Below are 21,882 nucleotides of genomic sequence, written 5' to 3'. Positions count from 1 at the left end.
TATCATGAAAAACAACAATTTATGCGAAAACAGCCTTATTTTATATCGTCCACCTCACAGCTTGTCCTTTAGTAAGTATAGTCCAAAAATAAAATTGACCCAACTCTAATATTCATCATATTGCATAAAGTATTATTATCTAAAATTTCTAATAATCATTGTCTTTTTGGTCTAAATTGGTTTATTTTTATGATATTATATAACCAATAGAACCAAAAGGAGTGAGAAAATGAAACCTTCCATTATTCTCCTGACAGGCGGTATAAAAACAAAAAAAACGCTTCATACCCAACTCAACCAGCTATTGGGAGATTATCTTTCCATTAAGAGCTATGCTGTAGATGATGGTCTTCCGACTGACCTTAAGGCAGACATTATTCTCTATTCCTCAGAATCCCTTAAAGAAGAACTAAGTCATTTAAAGAATATAGATGCAAAAGTACTAATAACCGGCCAGAGGACTGTTCATCACGAATACTTAGACAAGCTGCTGAACCTTCCGGCGGGTTCAAACGTGCTTGTAGTAAATGATGAATACAACGTCACGATGGAGCTGATTCAGTCCCTTTATCAGCTGGGAATTAACCACGTCCGTTTTATTCCGTTCAAGAAAAATCACTCTTATCAAGAAAATATAGATGCTGCAGTTTCACCCGGTGAAATCGAGCTTGTCCCTTCATATGTTCCGCTTATATTGGATATTGGCGTCCGCCTCTTTGATATGACCACTATCCTGAAAATAGCTGATTACTGCAGCCTGCCTGAGAATGCCACACTGCAGATCTCCGAAAGGTACATCCGCAGCATCATCCTGCTTCAGCAGAAACTGATGCTTGCCGAAAAGCAGACAAAAGAGGTCTATCAGCACATTCAGAATGTAGTTAACACAGTGGACGATGGAATTTTAGCCATGAATGAAAGAAATGAGATTACCGTTTTTAATGAAAAACTTGAAGCGCTTTTTCAAGTAAAATCAGCAGAAATAATGAATTTCCCCATCCAGACTGCCAGTTTTGAAAAAGAAGTTGTGGAATTTATTATGGAAGGATCGGAAGAAAGTCATTTATTCACCATTCACGGGGTGGATGTCGTCGTATTCCGCTACTCAATGACAGGAGAACAAACAACTGTTGCTGTTTTTAAAAGTGTGCGCCAAGCCTTTGAAATTGAAAAAACAGCACAGCGAAAGCTAAAGGAAAAAGGATTTTATGCTAAATACAGCTTCGATGACATCATTTGTGAAAACTCAAAAATGAAGAAGCTTAAACAAATTGCAAAGAAGCTTGCATTATCTGAACACCCGATTTTAATTCAGGGAGAATCAGGAATCGGCAAAGAATTATTTGCCCATGCGATCCACCGGCATTCCATGAGAAAGAACGGCCCATTTTTGCCGGTGAATTGCAGTGCCCTGTCAGAAAGCCTGCTTGAAAGCGAGCTTTTCGGATATGAAGAGGGAACTTTTACTGGAGCACAGCGCGGCGGCAAGAAGGGATTGTTTGAACTTGCAGATAACGGCACCATTTTCCTTGATGAAATTGGAGATATCAGCCTCTCCATGCAGTCCAGGCTGCTTAGGGTTCTTCAGGAAAAGGAAATTAGAAGAATCGGAGGAACCAAAATTATTCCGATCAACGTAAGGATTATTTCAGCAACAAATAAAAGAATTGAGGAACAAATGAAAACTCAAACATTCAGAAATGATTTGTTTCACCGTTTAAACGTGCTGAATCTTTCCATCCCTTCTTTAAATCAAAGGAAAGAAGATATTCCGCTCCTGACTCACCACTTTATTACGAAGAATGGAAAATGGCTGAAGGTCGATCCTATACTGATGGAAAAGCTGACAGCAGCTGAATGGAACGGCAACATCAGAGAGCTTAAAAATACAGTGGATTACATGATTACGGTTTGTGAAGGGGCCATCCTGACAATAAAAGATCTCCCTCATTCTTTTTCAGCAGCTCTGGAGACAGAACCGTCTCATCAAAACATGCTTGAACAAACAGAACATGACACAATCCTGCAGATTGTAAAAGAATGCAATAATTCAGGAAAAGCTGCAAGCAGGGACTATATTTCAGAAAAAACAAAAGAACGGAGCATCCCGCTGCCAATGTCTCCGCAGCAGGTGAGAAGGCGTTTGGATGACCTTGAGGAAAAAGGAATGATTATCAAACGCAAAGGACGCGGAGGCACAAGGATAACTGAAACCGGCTTAAACTATTTAGAGCGATTCCTTCCATAAAAAACCGGACTCATCATCTGAGCCCGGTTTTTGCATTTATTCTCTATTCTGCGCAAAGATCATGATAAATTTCAGCAATTCAAACAGCGAGATTAAAGCGGCGGCTACATACGTGAGGGCAGCTGCCCCCAGCACTTTGTTCACTCCGCGTTCTTCTTCATTGCGGATGATGCCTTCTGCAATCATAAAGTCCTTCGCTCTTCTGCTTGCATTAAATTCAACCGGCAGTGTGACAAGCTGAAAGGCAACTGCTGCGGAAAAGAAGATAATTCCGAGCCCGATCAGATTCAGCGAACCGAGCAAAAATCCTCCAATCAGCAAAAACGGAGCAATGCCGGAAGAAATACTGACAACACGGAACATTTTATGCCTGAGCGTTAATGCACCATACGCCTCTTTATGCTGAACCGCATGGCCTACTTCATGAGCTGCAACTGAAATAGCCGCAATGGACTGCCCGCCGTAAACAGGCTCAGACAGCCTGACTGTTTTCTTAGTCGGATCATAATGATCTGAAAGTGTGCCTCTTACAGGTTCAACGGGCACATGATGAAGTCCGTGATGATCAAGAATTCTGCGGGCAACCTCCATTCCAGTTAACCCGGAAGAAGCCTGAACTTTTGACCATTTATTAAAATTGCTTTTCACTTTAGCCTGAGCCCAAAGTGCAAGGCCAAATGCTGCAAAGACCAAAATATCCATGGGATGAAAAAACATACAGCGCCTCCTGAATCAGATTCTTACTGTTATATTTCCTCTAACAGCTTCTAATAAACAGAGAAGTGCTAACATGATGTGCCCGGAATGTAGTAAAATAATGGTATACTCCAATGGAAACGGATGTGAACACATGTCTATAAAACAGGAACAGGATACCCTTCAAGAATTACAGGAAGCTGAAAAGCATTATTCAGAAACAAAATTCTGGGATAAATTAAAGAAATTCGGAAAAAAAGCGGGCTCATCCGTGGTCTATGCCGTATTGCTTTTGTATTTTACGCTGCAGAAACCTGAAGTGCCGAAAAAAACAAAAGCCATCATTATCGGGGCATTAGGCTATTTCATTTTGCCGCTCGATCTAATCCCGGACCTTGCAGCCGGAGTCGGCTACACCGACGATTTGGGTGCACTGGGCCTAGCCCTTCTGCAGGTAGCTATGTATATTGATGACGATATTAAAAATCAGGCGAAGGAAAAGCTGACAGAGTGGTTTGGCCAGTCAGTGGATACTTCTGATATTGATGCGAAAATCAAATAAAATACAATAAAAATGTCTATTCCGCTTTGGATAGACATTTTTGTTGTATTTTATTGCCTGGGAGCAAACAGCATAACTGAAACTCCAACCAGACAGATTACTGAGCCCGCCCAATCATAAATATCAGGCGTTTTCCGGTCCACTCCCCATCCCCACAGAACGGAAAGAATAATAAATATACCGCCGTAAGCCGCATAGACCCTCCCAAAGGAAGGGAAAGTCTGCATAGCTGCAATCATTCCATATAAAGCTAAAGAGATTCCGCCAAAAACACCCCAATAAACCGGCTTGCCTTCCCGGAGCCAAAGCCAAATTAAGTATCCTCCGCCAATTTCTGCGAGCCCGGCCAGCAGGAATAGGAAAATTGTGTAAACCAACAGGCACCCTCCTTGTGTATCATTTTTATTAAATTTCTTTCTTCATCAGCTGAAGATCAATATACAATTGAATCCTTGTATGAAAATCATCAAAATCAATGGATGTGAGCTCGCTGATTTGATTAATTCTGTATTTGAGCGTGTTTGTATGCACATACAGCTGCTCGGCAGTCGGCTTGATTTTGCAGTTGTTGAACAAATAAATCTCAAGTGTATGTATCAGCTTTGTCTGGCTTTCTTCATCCTTCTTCTTCAATATTTGCAGGCTTTTATTGTTGTAGCCGGTTATACTGTGATGCTTTGAAATGGTTTCGAGATAGCGGAATATCCCGAGTTTGCTGTAAGTGAAGGGAAGCTTTTCAGGAGAGCCGATAAATTTGGCTGCATTAATGACTTCCAGTGCTTCAAAGTACGATTTTCTCAACTGCAAAATGGAAGAATAAGCATTGCCGATTCCAGCATAAATTTTATGGCTGTCCAATTGCGACAGGACGGTTGATGTCAGCTCTGATGCACTTGCCCCAAGCTGGTCAGCAACCTTTGCATTGCTCCCAATAATGACGATTACCTTCAGCTGATCTGTAAACACATGAGCAAAATGATTCAGCGCGTTTGCAAATAAGCGAACCGTTTCTGTCAGGTCATCCAGCTGTTCCTCTTCACTTTGAGAAACAGTAAAAATATTGACGATAAACGTTTCCGGGATGAGAATGCTGTGATTTGCCGCTTCCCATTTAATTTGATTTTCCGTTTGAAAGACTTCTCCAATAATCTTTTTATAAAACTCGTTTTTTTCTTCGTTTTCTCTTAGATTTATCTGATTTTTTTGATACAGAAGCTTGCCTATATGGCGGGATACTTCATGCAGAAAATCCAGCTCATTCTCTGACATAGGCTCTGTCTCCTGAACCCAGATATAGCCAAAAACTTGATCTTTGTAGATGGCGCTTACAACAACCCGCTGATTTAAGCCGATTTCTTTTATCTGTTTTACCCGAAAAGGATGAGTAATTGTTTTAAGCTGATCCACAATGCCTTCATCCATGAATTTCTCAAGAATGGGAATCGGCCAGTGCTTTGTAAAAATGGTCTGCTGATTGGCTTGATCGAAATGGCCTATGTAATAAGAGCTGTATGCCAGCAAAGAGAATTGATCATTTTCAATGACGACTGGTTTTTTTAAGTAAGTGCTGACCATATCTGTAATATCGTTAATGTTTGTAATCGTCTGTATCTTTTCCAGGATCATATAGATGGACCCCCGCTTCTCAAGTAAATGATGAACCTAATTATAATACTTTTGAGCGGCTAAAGGGAATAGAGAAAAGCGTGCCAGGCTATTCAGCTCCAACAGACAAATAAATAAACGGCCAGCATATTCTCATGCAGGCCGCTTTTCTCCTAGATGAATCTTACAATACTGCCGGAGCCCATCATTCCGACTCTTAAAATACCCATCGCTCATTTCCCTTCAGAAATTACTTTGTTTACTCTTACAGGACTGCTGTAAGAACTTTGGATCTCATAATGCTTGCCGAGGGAAGCAGACTCATGAAAACCATGCATAATTTCAAGTACATGATAAGCCAGATCGCCCGTTGCATGATGCTGACGTCTATTCAATATAGCATCTGCCATGTCTTCAATCCCTAAGCCACGCAGGTTCTCAACTGCATCTGAAACAAGCTCTTGCTCCACCCACTGATCCGTTCCTTTACGGTGGTTAAGCTTTACCGGCCCGGCAAACGTGTTCGGATCAGGAACAGAAATTGAGCCTTCTGTTCCGTAGATTTCAATAAACGGCGTTTGAGTGGCCTGCACATCAAAGCTTGTGATGATAGTGCCGATTGCTCCGCTCTCGAACTCCACAGTTCCGGAAATGTGGGTAGGTGTCTGAACAGGAATTTTCTTTCCTGCATTCTCTCCTGTCATTATGGTTCTTTCTAAAAAAGGAAAGCCGGAAGAAGCACTAACCCGCTTAACCGAGCCCATAAGAGAAATAAATGCCGTTAAGTAATATGGGCCCATGTCATACATCGGACCGCCGCCGACCTGGTAAAAGAATGCAGGATCCGGATGCCAGTGCTCCGGTCCGCTCTTAAGCATAAAAGCCGTAGCTGCAACTGGCTGGCCGATTGCACCATTCTCAATGAGTGCACGGCATGTCTGCAGCCCCGCTCCAAGGAACGTGTCTGGGGCTGCACCAATCAAAAGTCCGTTCTTTTTTGCCGCAGCCAATAGCTCTTTCCCTTCTTGGAGAGAAATGCTGAGCGGTTTTTCCACATAGACATGCTTCCCGGCGTTTAAGGCCTGCAGACACAATGCATAATGACCGCCAGGAGGTGTTAAATTCAGCACAATATCAACGTCTTCATGGTTGATTAATTCATCAACCGAAAGAACAAAAGGAATGCCATGCTCCTTCGACTTCTCTTCTGCTCTGCCGCGGTCCAAATCAGCAACCGCAATGATGGTTAAATGCTCAAAATGACTGCAGTTTTTTAAATATATATCACTGATTACACCACAGCCAATCAGTCCAATGTTTATTTTTTTCAAGATGTCCTCTCCTATCTATTACTCTTTTACAGCTCCTCCAGCCAATCCTTTCACTACTTTTTCCTGCGAAAAAATATAAATGACAAGGATCGGCAGACTTGCTAGTGTAAGGGCGGCCATTAAGCCCGGAATATTGACTGAAAATTCCCCTTTAAAATCCTGCAAACCAAGCGGCAAGGTCATGTTTTCCGGACTGGAAATCAGAACAAGAGCAAATATGAATTCATTCCATAAATGAATAAAGTTATAAATTAATACGGTCATCAACGCAGGTGTCAGCATCGGCAGGATGACACGCCAGAAAATACCGAAGTGATTACAGCCGTCAATTTTTGCCGCTTCTTCCAGGGAAACTGGAATCTCTTGCATGAATTGGGTCAGAATAAAGATTGATATTGGAAGACTAAAGGCAATATACGGACCGAGCAATGCCCAGATTGTATCGTACATCCCCATACTTTGTGAAAGCTTAAAAACAGGAATTAAGGTTGCATGGATCGGAAGCATCATCCCCGCAATAAAAAGCAGAAACACGACACGATTGAACTTAAACTTCATCCTGCTTAATGGATAACTCGCCAATGCAGCGATGAGCATTACTGCAAATACAGCCACTACTGATACGAGTATGCTGTTCAAAAAATAGCGGGACAGTCCCATTTCAAATACACTCTTAAAGTTTTCAAGGGTAAAGGAAGAAAAAAGTGAATAAGGCTGTTCAAAGAACTCTGTCCGGCTTTTTAAACTAGTTGAAATCATATAAAGAAAAGGAAAGCCTGTAAAAACAAGCAGAATAATGGCAATCATGTACAGAGGGATCTTTTTTATCGCTAGATTCATGCATAGGCTCCTTTCTTTTTCCGATAAAAGTCAAGCGCCTGAATGATGACCGTCACTATCAATGCAAGGAAAAACATTACAAACGCAATGGCACTGGCATATCCCATGTTAAAGTTTATAAATGCCTGCTTAAACATATAGGTTCCAAGCAGTTCAGTTCCGTGGTTTGGTCCGCCGCCCGTCATCACATAGAAAATATCAAACGCCTTAAGAGATCCGACAATCGCAAGGATGGATGAACTGACAATCGTAGGCATTAACAGCGGAAAAGTGATACGGAAAAACTTCGTGAACGCATTAGCACCATCGATTTCTGCAGCTTCATAAAGCTCTTCCGGAATTCCAACAATTGCTGCTTTAAACAGAATCATATAAAAAGGAGAAAACTGCCAGATGATAACAAGCAAAACCGCAAACATCGCAGTATGCGATTGGCTAAGCCATTCCACATTTTCAAATCCGAACAAACTTACAAGCTGGTTGATGATGCCGTTCAAAGGATCGAGCATGAGCATCCATAATAGTCCAACTGCTACAGTAGAAATTAAAAATGGAAAAAAGTATACACCGCTGAACAGCCTAATGCCCCTGATTGGCGCAAGCAGCATAAGCGCCATGATCAGTCCCAGAGGAATCTGTACAAAAACCGAAGTAAGCACAACCCAAGTATTATTCCTCATTGAAGTCCAAAAAATGCTGTCATTCAATAGATTCGCATAGTTCTGCAGTCCAACATATGTGCCCGCACCCACACCATCCCAATCGTAAAAACTGTAGAGCAATGTGGAGAAAATTGGGTACAGCACATAAATGATATAAATGATAATGGCAGGGGCTAGAAACAGACTGATGGTGACAAATTTGTTCAGTGATTTCCTTTTTGGTCTCACAGCAGGCTGAACTGCCGTCTTGCTCGTTCGTATTCCTTTTAATTGCGTTTCCATGTCATCCCTCCTAGGCGTATTTCAACTGCAAGGAACAAAGGGGCATAGCCCCTTTGACACAGCTCTATTTACTCCTTCTTCAGATCTTCCTTGGCTTTTTGCTCCATCTTTTTTGCCGCTTCTTCCGGTGTCATATCAAGACCGAAAACAGCTTGGGTAGTATCTTTATGCAGCTCTGCAAGCTCTGGTGGAAGTGTCTGGTCATATGGCATCTGAAGGTGAGTCGCATTTTTCACCACATCGTAAAAACGTTTTGTGAATGGATCTTTTGGAACAACATTGTCCACAGCCGTTAACGAGCCTGTGCGGTCTACATACTGCTGAGCGGTTTCCGTACTGCTCAGTTCCTTGGCAAGCTCGGTTGCAAGCTTCTGGTTTTTGCTGTTTTTTGCAACGGACCATACCGGACTCGCTGATGCGCCAAGGTGGGTTTGATCGCCCTGTCCTCCATCCACTTTCGGGAATACAAAGAAATCAAGCTTACTTTCAAATTCAGGAGCTTCTTCTTTCATATTGTTCACAAATGAAATGGTCATATCGGTCATCGCAGCCTTACCTGAATACATGAGCTGGCGTCCTTGTCCTTCATCATAAGGAACACCATTAAATCCTGAGTTAAAAGCTTTCATTTTTACCATTTCCTGAATGTGTTCCCCGGCTTTTACATAGGCCTGATCGTCAAAGCCTTTTCCAGTCCGGTGAAAAGCGCTGTCGAATAGCTCTGGACCGCCAATACGGCTAGCGAAGTTCATTAAATAGTAAGCACCTGGCCACTTAGTTTTATTGGCAAGCGCAATTGGAATGATGTCATTTTGGTTAAGGGTATCTATAATCTTCAGCCATTCATCATATGTTTCTGGAGGAGTTAACCCGTATTTCTCAAAAATGTCCTTGTTATAGAATACAACGTCAATGGATAAGCCTAGAGGTAATCCAAACACTTTGTCATCATACGTTGAATTATCCAGTGCCAGTTTGTTGAAATGATCTTTATCTGTTTCTGAAGTAATATCAAGTACCTTATCTTGTTCTACAAAATTCTTCAGCCAGCCTCCTCCCCAGCTTACAAAAACGTCCGGAGCACTGTCGCCGGACATGGCAACGGAAAGCTTCTGCTTGTAAGCATCATTTGGAATCTGGAGCATTTTCACATCAACATCCGGATGTTTTTCCTCAAACCGCTCCACAGCTTCCTGGTACACTTTTTCCTTCTCTCCCGGATCAATTTGCCAGAACTCCAATGTTTGTTTTCCCTTGGAATTTGATTCATCAGCCGACGACTCTTTCGCCCCTCCGCCATTTAAACCGCATGCAGATAACAACATTGCTACTGAGATACTTAACGTCAACACTACTCTTTTCACAGCTATTCCCTCTTTTCATTTAAATGGTAGTTACGCTGTTATGTAGTTCTTGGTGAGGTATTGAAAACTGATTTCAATGCTTTCAAGCGGTGAACGCCTGCTCTGATCTTGCTCTACAATCCACCAATTCACTTTGGAGGATTCCCCTATGTTTAAGATTGCTTCAAGATTTACCCCGCCTGTACCAAGTTCCGCAAAAAACTGATCTCCATCTGTGGTCATGTCTTTTAAATGAACAAGTGGAGTTCTTCCCTGATATTTTTCCAGCCACTTCACCGGATCCTCTCCTGCTTTTGTCAGCCAGTACACATCAAACTCCGCTTTTACCCAATCATGATTTGTTTCTTCGAGCAGCAGTTCAAGAGGCTTTCTGCCATCAGACAACGGCTGAAGTTCAAAATCATGGTTATGGTAAGCGAATGACAATCCTTCTTTATGACAAGTTTCACCAACGGAATTAAGGATAGAAATAAGCTCACGGTAATCCTGCTCACTTCGCCGCTCTGCTGGGAGGAATGGACAGACAATGTGTTTATTTCCGATGACGTGCTGATATTCTATGACAGAACTCAATTCCAGCTCCAATGCCGCCAGGGGAATATGGCTTGACGCTGCCTTAAGCCCAAAATCATCCAGAGTCTTTTTCAGTTCTGTTGCTTCCAGTCCGCCATATCCGGCGAACTCAACGCCTTCATATCCGATATTAGCAACCTTTTTCAGCGTTCCGATAAAATCTTTTTCTGCTTCGTTGCGCAGGGTATACATTTGCAGGGCTACTGGTATGCGTTTTGACATTTCAGCCTCTCCTTTTCTATAAATCTGGATTTATCAAATGTAATCGGTTTCATTTTTTATTAACTTTATAGCCTTTATTTTCTAAGCCTTTTAGTTTCACATAATGAAACCGATTACAATTTTAATTATCTTTAAGAAGTTTTGCACCGCATGAATCACGAATAATCAATTCGTTCTCCAGCACATATTGCCTTTTTGTCATTTCAACTCCATTAATCTGCTCAAGCAACAGCTCCATTGCTTTTTTGCCCATCTCAAACATAGGCTGTGCAATGGTGGTTATACCAGGATCATAAATAGCTGAAAGCTTAATATTATCAAATCCCACAACTGCAAGATCCTCAGGAACCGAAAGTCCGTAATCCTTCGCAGCCTTTATCACGCCTGTTGCCATTTCATCATTCGCAGAAAATACAGCAGTCGGCGGATGTTCCAGCGCCAGCAGCTTGGTCATCTGGTTATAGCCGGATTCATAGGAGAAATCGCCTTCCTGAATCAAGATGTTGTCAACATCCAGGTTATTTTGCAAAAGTGCCTGACGATAGCCTTTCAGCCGGTCCTGACTCAACAGAAGGTGAAGCGGGCCTGTGATATGAGCGACCCTGGAGTGTCCAAGCTTTATGAGATGCTCTGTTGCCGTTCGGGCGCTGCTCACGTTATCTATGGAAACGGTTGGAATGGCGATGCCTTCGAGGTAGTCCGCCGTAAGTACGACCGGATACTGTCTCATCACTTCGCCTAAAACACCTTTATCCATTCTGGCAGACAGCAATATCATTCCATCCACCTGACGCTGTTTTAGATGATCAAGGTATTCATATTCTTTTTCTACCTGTTTATTCGTGTTTGCAAGCAGCACCCGGTACCCTTTCTCGCAAGCAGCATGCTCAATCCCGCCGAGAATATGGGAAAATACCGTATTCATTATATTCGGAACAACTACCAGAATCGTGTTGGTTTCACTTCTTCTGAAATGACGGGCCAAAATATTCGGCTGATAATTCAGCTGCTCAATGATTGCCAAAACCTTCTCCCGCGTATCCTTCTTCACTGTTTCTGGATTTCTGAGCACTCTGGAAACCGTAGCCTTTGAAACATTTGCTTTCTCTGCAACATCGTTCATCTTTACCATTGGTGCATCCCCTATACTACTGAAATTGAATCTATTAATGTAACCGGTTACATTGAGTATATCACGATATGTCAGAATTAAAAGATTATTTATTGGAAAATATTAAAATAGATCGTTTTTCCTGTATTTCCCTATAAAAACTTAATAGAGTTTAAGAGAGATAAAAATAAGTAAGTCTGTTTTTAAACATTCAAGTGCCATTTCGTTTTTAAAAAAGCCTCTTTTCGTAAATATTGTTGCTATTAGACTTAATGTTAAAAACTCTAAGTGGATTGCAGCGGATAAACTTGACTCCTGCGGGAAATAGAGCAAAGTGGGAGACCCCACAGGCAACGCCGAGGAGGCTCCCATGCTCCCCGCGGAAAGCAAGTTCCTCTCGCTGCAAGGAACGGGCAACATAAAAACAACAATCTATGCGATAACAGCCTTAAAAAAGAGCAATAAAAAAACAGAAAGCTCCCGTAAAGGGTTCTTCCTGTTTTGTAAAACCTACTGCTTTAAAATTCTTTCAAATTCATCAAAATGCTCTTCCGCTTCTTTAGGAGGCTTAGGTGTCATTAAGCTGACCGCAACAATTGCAATTAAGCTTAATCCAAAACCTGGGATCATTTCATAAAGAGTGTCTGATAATCCTGCCATCGACCAGAAGATAACCGTTGCGGCACCGACGACCATCCCTGCCAGTGCTCCCCACTTCGTCATTCTCTTCCAGAAGAGACTGAGCAGAATCAGCGGTCCAAAAGAAGAACCAAATCCAGCCCATGCATAGCCGACAAGTCCAAGTATAGTGTCGTTTTTCTCCCAAGAAAGAATAAGGGCAATGACCGAGATAAGCAGAACGGATAATCTGCCTAAAAAGACCAGCTCTTTATCTGAAGCTGAACGTCTGAAGAACGTTTTGTATATATCCTCAGTTAAGGAACTTGCCGTTACAAGCAGCTGAGAAGAAATCGTGCTCATAACAGCTGCAAGAATAGCTGAAATCAAGAATCCTGTAATAAATGGGTGGAACAGCACTTCCCCTAAAACGATGAATACCGTCTCTGGATCATCAAGCTTCATGTCATTTTGAGAAAAATAAGTGATGCCGATGAATCCTGTCAGCATCGCACCGATACTTGAAAAGATCATCCATCCCATCCCGATATTGCGGGCTTTTTTGATTTCTTTTACAGAATTAATGGCCATAAAGCGGACAATGATATGCGGCTGGCCAAAATACCCAAGGCCCCATGCAAATAATGAAATAACTCCCAACAGGCTCGTTCCAGTAAAAATATTTAAAAGTGCCGGGTCAATTGAACGAGCTGTGTCAATAGAAGGCCCAAACCCACCGACATGGATCAGTGTAACAATTGGTACGAGTATCAAAGCAATAAACATGATAATCCCCTGAACAAAATCGGTCCAGCTTACCGCCAGGAATCCGCCAAACAATGTATAGGCTACTACAACGCCGGTTAAAATCCATAATCCAGTATGATAATCAAGGCCAAATGTGCTTTGGAATAAAACACCGCCCGATACCATTCCAGATGAAACGTAAAAAGTAAAGAATATTAAGATAACTAAAGCTGAAATAAGTCTCAGAATCCGTGATTCATCAGCAAAGCGATTTTCAAGGAATGCTGGAATGGTGATGGAGTTATTCGCTACTTCTGTATACGTTCTTAATCTAGGAGCAACATAAAGCCAGTTGGCATAAGCACCAAGCGTTAAACCGATGACAATCCACATGGAACTGAGTCCTGTCGCAAACATAGCGCCCGGCAGTCCCATCAAAAGCCATCCGCTCATATCTGCCGCACCGGCGCTTAACGCCGTAACAGCTGGTCCGAGTCCGCGGTCTCCGAGCATGTAATCATTTAAATTAGACGTTCGTTTGTAAGCAAAATACCCGATCAGGAGCATGCCTGCCATGTAAATGCCTATGGATGTAATCAATGCGTAGTCAATCATAGATGAACCCCTTTCCCTCCAAATACTCTCTATTTTTATAGCTGCTAATTTCAACAATTGCTGCAGAAAACCGCCTTTTGAGCGAAATTAGCTTTTAAAAAGAGGAAGCAACCTGTTATGTTACTTCCCCCACCTATTAACCCCAATCTGTTATCTATGAATCTGCAGATTAAAATGTTTCAGATGTTGTTTTAGCCTGCATGTGAAGCTGAAGGTAATCAGGACCGCCTGCTTTAGAATCTGTTCCTGACATGTTGAAGCCTCCGAATGGCTGGTAGCCTACGATTGCGCCAGTACATCCGCGGTTGAAGTAAAGGTTTCCTACATGGAAGTCTTCACGTGCTTTTTCCATGTTAGCGCGGTTTGTCGTAATGACTGCACCTGTTAAACCATACTCTGTGTTGTTCGCAATTTCAAGCGCTTCATCAAAGTCTTTCGCTTTTGCAAAAGCAACAACCGGTCCAAAGATTTCTTCCTGCATTAAGCGTGCTTTTGGATCAACATCTGCAATGATTGTCGGCTGAACAAAGTAGCCTTTAGAGCTGTCACCTTCTCCGCCTGTAAGAATACGTCCTTCTTCTTTTCCGATTTCTGCATAGCTCATGATTTTATCAAAAGCAGCCTGATCAATAACCGGTCCCATGAAATGGTTTTCTGTCGGATTGCCGACTGTTAACTGCTTTGTTAATTCTACAGCGCGGTTCAACACTTGATCGTAAACATCTTCTACGATTACCGCACGAGAACATGCAGAGCATTTTTGTCCTGAGAAGCCAAATGCTGATTTTACAATCGATTGAGCAGCAAGCTCAAGGTCAGCCTCTTTATCTACTACAATTGTATCTTTACCTCCCATTTCAGCGATTACACGCTTCAGCCAAATTTGGCCGTCGTTAAGCTGAGACGCACGGTTGAAGATGCGAAGACCTACATCGCGTGAGCCAGTGAAAGAGATAAAGCGGGTTTTCGGATGGTCAACAAGGTAGTCCCCGACTTCTGCACCGCTTCCTGGAACAAAGTTCAGAACGCCTGAAGGAAGTCCGGCTTCCATCATAACTTCTACAAATTTAGCAGCTACAATAGGTGTAGTTGAAGCTGGTTTTAATAGAATCGTGTTTCCAGTTACGATTGCAGCTACCGCTGTGCCTGCCATGATCGCAAACGGGAAGTTCCAAGGTGAAATGATGATGCCGACACCTAATGGAATATAGTCATAGCGGTTGTATTCTCCCGGACGGCTTTCAACAGGAACTCCATCTTTAAGCTTCAGCATTTGACGGGCATAAAACTCAAGGAAGTCAATAGCTTCAGCTGTATCAGCATCAGCTTCGTTCCATGGCTTTCCTGCTTCTTTTGTTAAAAGGGCTGAAAACTCATGCTTGCGGCGGCGGATGATGGCTGCTGCTTTGAAAAGAACATCTGCACGGATTTCAGGCTTTACTTTTTTCCAGCTTTCAAAAGCAGCAGAAGCTTCCTTCATCGCTTTTTCTGCATGGTCACGGCTTGCCTTTGACACGCGGCCGATTACTTCTTCTTTATCAGCAGGGTTATAAGACACGATTTTTTCATCTGTCGTTACTTTTTCTGCACCGATGTATAAAGGATAATCCTGTCCTAAATAGCCTTCCACTTTTTGAAGAGCTTCCTGGTAGGCTTTTTTGTTTTCCTCGTTTGTGAAATCAGTAAATGGTTCGTGTTTGTATGGAATCATTAGAAATCGCTCCTTAAGAATAATTTAGTTTAACCCTTAACTTTTCACCATGCCTTTAAAGGCAAAAGCAATATTGGATGGCCGCTCGGCAAGTCTTCTCATGAAGTAGCCGTACCAGTCAAGACCATATGGTACATAGACGCGCATTTTGTAGCCTTGTTTGACAAGCTCCAATTGCGTTTTGCTTCTCATCCCGTAAAGCATTTGGAATTCAAACATAGAGTTTGGAATGTTATGCTTTTTGGCGAGCATTTTTGTGTACTCGATGATCTGGTCATCATGAGAGGCAATAGCTGTATAGTTGCCGTTAAGCAGACTTTGCTCAATCAGCTTTTTATAGTTTTCATCAACATCTGCCTTTTCAGGAAAGGCCACCTCAGGTGACTCTTTATATGCTCCCTTTACGAGACGCAGAAACGGTTTATACTGCGCGAGATCGCTTAAATCCTTCTCTGTACGATATAAGTAAGCTTGTAAGACCGTGCTGATGCAGCTGTACTTTTCTTTGAACTGTTTGAAAATATCAAGAGTAGCTTGACAGCGCACTTCATCTTCCATGTCGATCGTCACCATGACATTGAGTTTTTCCGCTGTATCAAGGATTTTTGTCATATTTTCGATGACCAGCTTGTGATCAATATCAAGACCGAGGGATGTCATCTTTAATGATACTTGTGAATCCAGCTTTTCCCTGCTGATCATTTCGATTGTTTCGATGCATTCTGCCGTTCTTTCTCTTGTGACTTCCTCTGAATCTACGAATTCTCCAAGATGATCGACTGTTACCAGCAGGCCGCTTTCATTCAGCTGTTTAATGAATTTGATGGAACTTTGAAAATCTGTTCCACCGATAATTTTCCCTGCCGCAAAACTGCCGCCGCGCTTCTTTGCAATATTATTAAGTAAGTTATTTTTGGATAAGAATAAGAAAAAATCTCTTGTAATCGCTTCCATCGTTAACGTACACCTCCTGTAGAAGTTGTAATCACAAGATAATCTTACTTTTTTTCGACAATTTTCACAACGTTCTAAAAATACAAGAATTAAGCGCTTTATTTGTTGTTTTTGGACAATGGGAAATGATTTTAAAGCTTCAAAGCAGATTTATTGAAACCAAAAAAGCAGCCGAGGCTGCTTTTTGGTTTCCTATTTAACAATCATCACAGGACAGTTTGCTCGTTTTGCCACTTTATGACTCACGCTTCCTAGCACCATCTCCTGAAGTCTGTTCAGGCCTCTGCTTCCTACAATGACTAAATCAAACTGATTCTCATTTGCGTAGCTTGCAATCGTTGGGCCTGGCTCCCCTTTTTTAATTTGAAGATCGATTTCAATGCCCTTTTCTTTTAAAAGAGTTTCTGCCGGGTATATTCGCTGCTTTCTGTGCTCATCTCTCATGGCTCTGTCCCCTTCAGACAAAACCTCTGATTTTGATGAGGCGGCATCTACTACAATACAGGATGGTTACAATGGATTTTTCTAAAGATGCAATGTGGCCTGCTTTTTCTGCAGCTCTTAACGCATTTTTTGATCCATCAACTGCCAACAATACCTTTTTAAACATATTAACCCCCCCAATGATCTATTTTGATGTAAAATCCTGGACGATTTAATAAAAATTGCATAGAAAAATTGAACTTATTGCAAGATGCGTCTTAAATGGAAGAAAAAAAGAGATAAAAGGAGTTATAAATCAATGTTTACGCTTACATTGTACTATATATTTTCCGGTTATGATGATATAATTTCCGGGTTATCAACGGCCACGGCTTTCATGAGAGTTGAAAGTCACAACAAAATAAGATAAAAGAGGTGTTTTTTGATTGAACGTAAAGACAATTAAACAAGAGTGGTTCGGCAATATCCGGGGAGACATTTTGGCGGGTATCGTCGTTGCTTTGGCCCTTATTCCAGAAGCAATAGCCTTCTCCATTATTGCAGGAGTTGACCCGATGGTCGGATTATACGCATCCTTCTGTATTGCAGTGGTGATTTCATTTGTAGGCGGCAGACCTGGAATGATTTCGGCAGCTACAGGAGCCATGGCATTGCTGATGGTGACGCTTGTTGCTGATCACGGCCTGCAATATTTATTGGCGGCAACCGTACTGACAGGTGTGATTCAATTTGGTATGGGTGTATTAAAGCTCGGAAAAGTAATGAAATTCATTCCAAGATCGGTTATGGTTGGATTTGTAAATTCATTGGCTATTCTGATCTTTACGGCTCAGCTTCCGCATTTCGCCGGTGAAACGTGGATCATGTACACTATGGTAGCAGGTGCTTTAGCAATTATTTATATCCTGCCTAGATTCACTACAGCCGTCCCTTCTCCGCTGGTGGCAATCATTGTGATTTCCATTATTTCAGTTATGACAGGAGCAGGTGTAAGAACGGTCGGAGATATGGGCGAATTAACACAGGCACTGCCTTTCTTCTTGATCCCTGATATTCCATTAAACTTTGAAACTCTTCAGATCATTTTCCCTTACTCATTCGCTTTAGCCATTGTCGGATTATTGGAATCCTTGCTGACAGCGCAAATCGTAGATGATATGACGGATACGGAAAGTGATAAAAATAAGGAAGCAAAAGGCCAGGGCATTGCCAATATTATCAATGGATTTTTTGGCGGTATGGCAGGCTGTGCGATGATCGGCCAATCTGTTATTAATGTTAAATCCGGCGGAAGAGGAAGATTATCGACTTTCGTTGCCGGTGTATTTTTAATGGTGCTGATCTTATTGTTAAACGACCTGCTGATTCAAATTCCAATGGCAGCTCTTGTCGGTGTGATGATTATGGTATCCATCGGAACATTTGACTGGTCTTCTTTAACAAAGCTGCATATTATGCCAAAAACAGACGCAGCGGTCATGATTGTGACAGTTGTGACAGTAGTTGCTACACATGATTTATCAAAAGGTGTGCTTGCAGGAGTTCTTTTAAGTGCGCTGTTCTTTGCAGCAAAAATTTCTAAAGTTCATGCAGAAACATTTGTTAGCGAGAACAAATTAATGAAAACCTATAAAATCAGCGGTCAGGTCTTTTTTGCTTCAGTTGAAGATTTGCTTTCAAAATTCAATTTCAAAGAAAAAATTGATACTATCACGGTTGACTTAACCAATGCCCATCTTTGGGACGATTCAGCTGTAGGAGCAATTGATAAGATTATCCTTAAGTACAGACAAAATGGCACTGAAGTCAGAATAATGGGGCTGAACAAAGACAGTACCACTCTTTTAAATAAATTGGCCGTATATGACAAACCGAATACTAAAGCAGCAAACCATTAATTCTTAAGAGATGCATTCGTGCGTCTCTTTTTTGTTTTATGCGGTGGCGTAAATCAAAAAGAATGATGAATGAAAAAAGAGGAAACCTTAAACAGGAATTCCTTTTCAAACTTCCCTCCCAATCAGCTAAAAAGGCAGGTGTCTGTTTTGACCAATTCCGAAAAAATAATCCGTCCTCTTGGCAAAAACACGAGATGGGCCATCTCCTCCCTGCTTAGCAGTCTGATTATTTTAAATTACTTTGACCGAGTTGCAGTAGCTGCAGCAGCACCTGAACTGCAGAAGGCTTTTTCTCTCAGTGCATTTGAAATGGGGCTTGTTTTCACTATTTACAACTATGCTTATACCGTAATGCAGCTTCCTATTGGAGGGATGCTCGACAAATGGGGAGTCGGTTGGGTAACGAGAATCGGCATGATCCTTTGGACTCTTTTAACCATCAGTATAGTGTTTGTTCAAGGAACCCTGCTCTTATATATTCTGCGTTTTTTAACCGGCATTACGAGCGCATCCGCTTTTCCTGCAGCAGCAAAAGCTACAGCCAACTGGTTCCCCTTTCATGAACGGGGATTCGCAAACGCTCTTTTTGATTCCTCAGCAAAACTGTCCAATGTAATCGGAGGACCACTGGTAGCAATTTTAATTACTCTTTATGATTGGAGAATTGCCTTTTTAACAATTGGAGTCATAAATGTTATTTTTACGGTTATCTTCTGGAAATATTATGATGAACCCCGTTCTCATAAGAGCATTTCAAAAGAAGAAATCAATTACATTCAAAAGTATGGGGATCTTTCCAATATGCCTTCCTACAAAGTTCTTCTCGTTTTAAAGACCTTCTTTAAAAATCGAAAAGTATGGGGGCTCATGATCGGCTTCACAGGATATGGCTACACCTTTAATTTGCTTCTGCTCTGGCTTCCGACTTTTTTCAGAGAGCAGTTTAAACTTGATTTACTTTCCTCCTCCCTTTATACGGCCATTCCCTGGCTGATTGCCGCTATATCAGGTATTATCGCAGGAGGCTGGCTGGTTGACTTTCTGATAGGAAAAGGTCGTGCCTCAAACAAAGTTTATAAAGGAATCATCGTCATTGGAATGACAGTCGGCCTGACATTTCTGGGCTCTATTTTTACGGAAAATCCAATCATGTCCATGCTTTTTATTTCTATTGGCCTCGCTGGTATTTCCGCTACTGCCCCGGTCGGATGGACGATTGCAGCAAAGCTTTCACCGCCTGGGACAACTGCTGTTCTCAGTTCAATGGTTAACTTTTCGAACAATTTATTTGGGGGAATCATTGCCACTTTCCTGACAGGGTACATTGTTGATAAGACAGGTTCATTCAACATGGCATTTGTTCTTGCTGCTGCTGTTTTGGTTATTGGATTATTCTTTTATACAGCCGTTTTAGGCAAGATTGAACAAATTCCGATTGAGAAGACATAAAAAGAGGCTGGGACGTAACGATCAATTCCTGAATGAAAGCCGAACATTTAATAGTGCGAAAACCTTTAAAAGAAAGGGGTATTTTCGCATAGATTGTTGTTTTTCATGATAAATAATGTCCGTTCCTTTCCGCTCCACTTATGGTTTCTATCATTTAGCCTGCAGCAACAATATTTATGAAAAGAGCCAAAGAAAAAAATCCGAACTAAAACGAAATTCAAGTTGGAATTTCACATAATAGTTCGGATTATTCTTTGGCTGAAACCTATTGTCCTAGCCTTGTGTGTTACTTTTCTTTTTTCACATCAATCACCTTTACAACGACGATAGGCGATCTTTTAAGTCTTTTATAAATAAAGTCGGATATCACTGAATTTAAATGTTTCTCGATATCCCCTTCAACTTTATCTTCCCTGATGACAGCAGCAGCAAGTGCTTCTATTTCCACAATGAAGTCATTGGACTCTCTTAAGTAAACAAAGCCTCTTGAAATGATCTGCGGTTTGCGGATGATTTCTTCTCCGTTTTTAAAAATCAGAATCGAAATGATTCCGCTGTCTGCAAGCTGCTTCCGCTCGCCAAGCAAGGATGTTCCTACATCACCGATTCCATTTCCATCAACATAGACAGAACGGGCAGGCACTTTCCCTGCCTGATACGCCTTGTCACTGGAAACATTCAATACATGCCCATTATCCAAAATGAAAATATCTTCTTCTGGAATAAAGCATTCCATTGCAAGAGTCTGATGCATTTTCTGCATGCGGTATTCGCCGTGAATCGGCACCAGGAATTTTGGATTCAGCAGCTTCAGCATAAGCTTCAGCTCTTCTTGACCGCCATGCCCTGACGTATGAATGTCATAGAGCTTATTGTCAATTACATCTGCTCCGGCTTTCATCAGCTTGTTGATAATTCTGTTTACACTAAGAACATTTCCCGGTATTGGGGAAGAAGAAAAAATAATGGTATCGCCTTCCTCAATATGGATGTGGCGGTGTTTTCCTTCAGCAATTCTTGAGAGAGCAGCAAAAGGTTCCCCCTGGCTGCCTGTACACAAGATAGTCAGTTCGTTGTTTTTATAAGAACTGATTTCATCCGGATCTATAAACGTACCGCTTGGCGCTTCAATGTAGCCCAGCTCAAGGCCGATAGATATCGCTCTTTCCATGCTTCTTCCCGTGTAGGCCACCTTCCTGCCGCAGGCTACAGATGCTTTTATAACCTGCTGAAGGCGAAAAACATTTGATGCAAATAAAGCCACAATAATACGGCCGGACTGTCTTCTGACCAAATCTAAAATGTTTTGCCCAATCTTTTTTTCTGATACTGAAAAGCCGGGTACTTCACTGTTTGTGCTATCTGACAGCAAGCAGAGCACACCTTCTTGTCCAACCCTTGCAACCCTCGATAAGTCCTGCTCCGGTCCTGTGGGTGTCAGGTCAAATTTAAAATCTCCTGTGTGAACAATGTTTCCTATTGGCGAATGGATGACCACGCCAAATGAATCCGGAATACTGTGAGTTGTCCGGAAGAACGTGACATCCAGGTTTTCCAAATTAATCGTGCTTTCTTCTGTAATTTCATGCAGTACTGCATCTCTGAGCAGGTTGTGCTCCTCAAGCTTGCTTCTGATAAAACCCATAGCAAGTCTTCCTGCAAATACAGGAACATTCAGCTTTTTCAATAAGAAAGGCACACCGCCAATATGATCTTCATGTCCATGAGTGATAAAAAGCCCTTTTACTTTATGGGCATTTTTCACCAAGTATGTATAATCAGGGATGATGTAATCAACGCCTCTTAATTCTTCGTCAGGGAATTTGACTCCTGAATCGACAATCACAATCTCATCTTCATATTCAACGAGGTACATATTTTTCCCGATTTCACCCATTCCGCCAAGCGGAATAATCTTTACATTTTTCTCTATTGTCATGTTTAGTCTCC

General features: G+C 41.8%; 17 protein-coding genes and 1 pseudogene. 4 read left to right on the top strand and 14 right to left on the bottom strand.

The genetic code is table 11. From position 1 onward, the window contains the following. The first annotated feature begins 229 nt into the window (after positions 1–229). Entirely contained in the window at positions 230–2,248 is a 2,019-nt protein-coding gene (locus tag GJU41_RS00825) for a sigma 54-interacting transcriptional regulator (RefSeq protein ID WP_154317844.1), read from the top strand. A 36-nt stretch (positions 2,249–2,284) separates the two neighbouring features. On the opposite strand, the gene GJU41_RS00820 is transcribed toward GJU41_RS00825, so the two are convergent. Beyond that, complete coding sequence (locus GJU41_RS00820) at positions 2,285–2,965, bottom strand: zinc metallopeptidase (RefSeq protein WP_154317843.1); 681 nt, start codon at positions 2,963–2,965, stop codon at positions 2,285–2,287. Positions 2,966–3,098: 133 nt separating this feature from the next. Here GJU41_RS00820 and GJU41_RS00815 point away from each other — a divergent pair, with 133 nt between their 5' ends. Next, positions 3,099–3,506 (top strand): YkvA family protein, encoded by a 408-nt coding sequence (locus tag GJU41_RS00815; RefSeq protein WP_070877837.1) that lies wholly within the window; start codon positions 3,099–3,101, stop codon positions 3,504–3,506. Between the two features lie 50 nt (positions 3,507–3,556). Here the strand turns inward: GJU41_RS00815 and GJU41_RS00810 are convergent, their stop codons facing one another. From GJU41_RS00810 to GJU41_RS00755, 12 genes and pseudogenes are all read right to left on the bottom strand, one after another. Beyond that, complete coding sequence (locus tag GJU41_RS00810; RefSeq protein ID WP_070877836.1) at positions 3,557–3,883, bottom strand: YnfA family protein; 327 nt, start codon at positions 3,881–3,883, stop codon at positions 3,557–3,559. A gap of 28 nt (positions 3,884–3,911) precedes the next feature. Beyond that, the gene (locus GJU41_RS00805; protein WP_070877835.1) at positions 3,912–5,132 is read right to left on the bottom strand and encodes a PucR family transcriptional regulator; all 1,221 of its coding nucleotides are present in this window, start codon (positions 5,130–5,132) and stop codon (positions 3,912–3,914) included. 212 nt (positions 5,133–5,344) lie between these two features. Beyond that, the gene (locus GJU41_RS00800; protein WP_154317842.1) at positions 5,345–6,442 is read right to left on the bottom strand and encodes a Gfo/Idh/MocA family protein; all 1,098 of its coding nucleotides are present in this window, start codon (positions 6,440–6,442) and stop codon (positions 5,345–5,347) included. An 18-nt stretch (positions 6,443–6,460) separates the two neighbouring features. Then, a complete protein-coding gene (locus GJU41_RS00795) occupies positions 6,461–7,282 on the bottom strand; it encodes a carbohydrate ABC transporter permease (RefSeq protein ID WP_070877833.1) in 822 nt (273 codons plus the stop codon). Further along, positions 7,279–8,226 (bottom strand): carbohydrate ABC transporter permease, encoded by a 948-nt coding sequence (locus GJU41_RS00790; RefSeq protein WP_070877832.1) that lies wholly within the window; start codon positions 8,224–8,226, stop codon positions 7,279–7,281. Before GJU41_RS00790 ends, GJU41_RS00795 begins: the two co-directional genes overlap by 4 nt. A 68-nt stretch (positions 8,227–8,294) precedes the next feature. Beyond that, on the bottom strand, positions 8,295–9,590 hold the full coding sequence (locus tag GJU41_RS00785; protein ID WP_224771150.1) for an ABC transporter substrate-binding protein: 1,296 nt from the start codon (positions 9,588–9,590) through the stop codon (positions 8,295–8,297). Positions 9,591–9,620: 30 nt separating this feature from the next. Continuing rightward, positions 9,621–10,385, bottom strand: coding sequence for a sugar phosphate isomerase/epimerase family protein (locus tag GJU41_RS00780; protein WP_070877830.1), 765 nt, complete (start codon positions 10,383–10,385; stop codon positions 9,621–9,623). 121 nt (positions 10,386–10,506) lie between these two features. Then, positions 10,507–11,517: a LacI family DNA-binding transcriptional regulator gene (locus GJU41_RS00775; protein ID WP_070877829.1), complete on the bottom strand. Its 1,011-nt coding sequence runs from the start codon at positions 11,515–11,517 to the stop codon at positions 10,507–10,509. Positions 11,518–12,006: 489 nt separating this feature from the next. After that, positions 12,007–13,428, bottom strand: coding sequence for a sodium/proline symporter PutP (putP, locus tag GJU41_RS00770; protein WP_428842543.1), 1,422 nt, complete (start codon positions 13,426–13,428; stop codon positions 12,007–12,009). A gap of 217 nt (positions 13,429–13,645) precedes the next feature. Next, the gene (pruA, locus tag GJU41_RS00765; protein WP_070877828.1) at positions 13,646–15,187 is read right to left on the bottom strand and encodes an L-glutamate gamma-semialdehyde dehydrogenase; all 1,542 of its coding nucleotides are present in this window, start codon (positions 15,185–15,187) and stop codon (positions 13,646–13,648) included. Between the two features lie 36 nt (positions 15,188–15,223). Then, entirely contained in the window at positions 15,224–16,141 is a 918-nt protein-coding gene (locus GJU41_RS00760; protein ID WP_070877827.1) for a proline dehydrogenase family protein, read from the bottom strand. Between the two features lie 192 nt (positions 16,142–16,333). Continuing rightward, positions 16,334–16,751, bottom strand: a pseudogene (locus GJU41_RS00755) (universal stress protein). Between the two features lie 259 nt (positions 16,752–17,010). Between GJU41_RS00755 and GJU41_RS00750 the strand changes: the two are divergent. Continuing rightward, positions 17,011–18,483 (top strand): SulP family inorganic anion transporter, encoded by a 1,473-nt coding sequence (locus GJU41_RS00750; protein WP_154317840.1) that lies wholly within the window; start codon positions 17,011–17,013, stop codon positions 18,481–18,483. Between the two features lie 165 nt (positions 18,484–18,648). After that, the gene (locus GJU41_RS00745) at positions 18,649–19,932 is read left to right on the top strand and encodes an MFS transporter (protein ID WP_396653197.1); all 1,284 of its coding nucleotides are present in this window, start codon (positions 18,649–18,651) and stop codon (positions 19,930–19,932) included. A gap of 286 nt (positions 19,933–20,218) precedes the next feature. Here the strand turns inward: GJU41_RS00745 and GJU41_RS00740 are convergent, their stop codons facing one another. Continuing rightward, positions 20,219–21,871, bottom strand: a complete 1,653-nt coding sequence (locus GJU41_RS00740; protein ID WP_070877128.1) for a ribonuclease J — start codon at positions 21,869–21,871, stop codon at positions 20,219–20,221. Between the last annotated feature and the right edge of the window lie 11 nt (positions 21,872–21,882).

The organism is Metabacillus idriensis, assembly GCF_009674765.1.
GTDB classification, from domain to species: domain Bacteria; phylum Bacillota; class Bacilli; order Bacillales; family Bacillaceae; genus Bacillus_P; species Bacillus_P idriensis.
This window is presented reverse-complemented; position numbering and strand designations above follow the sequence as displayed.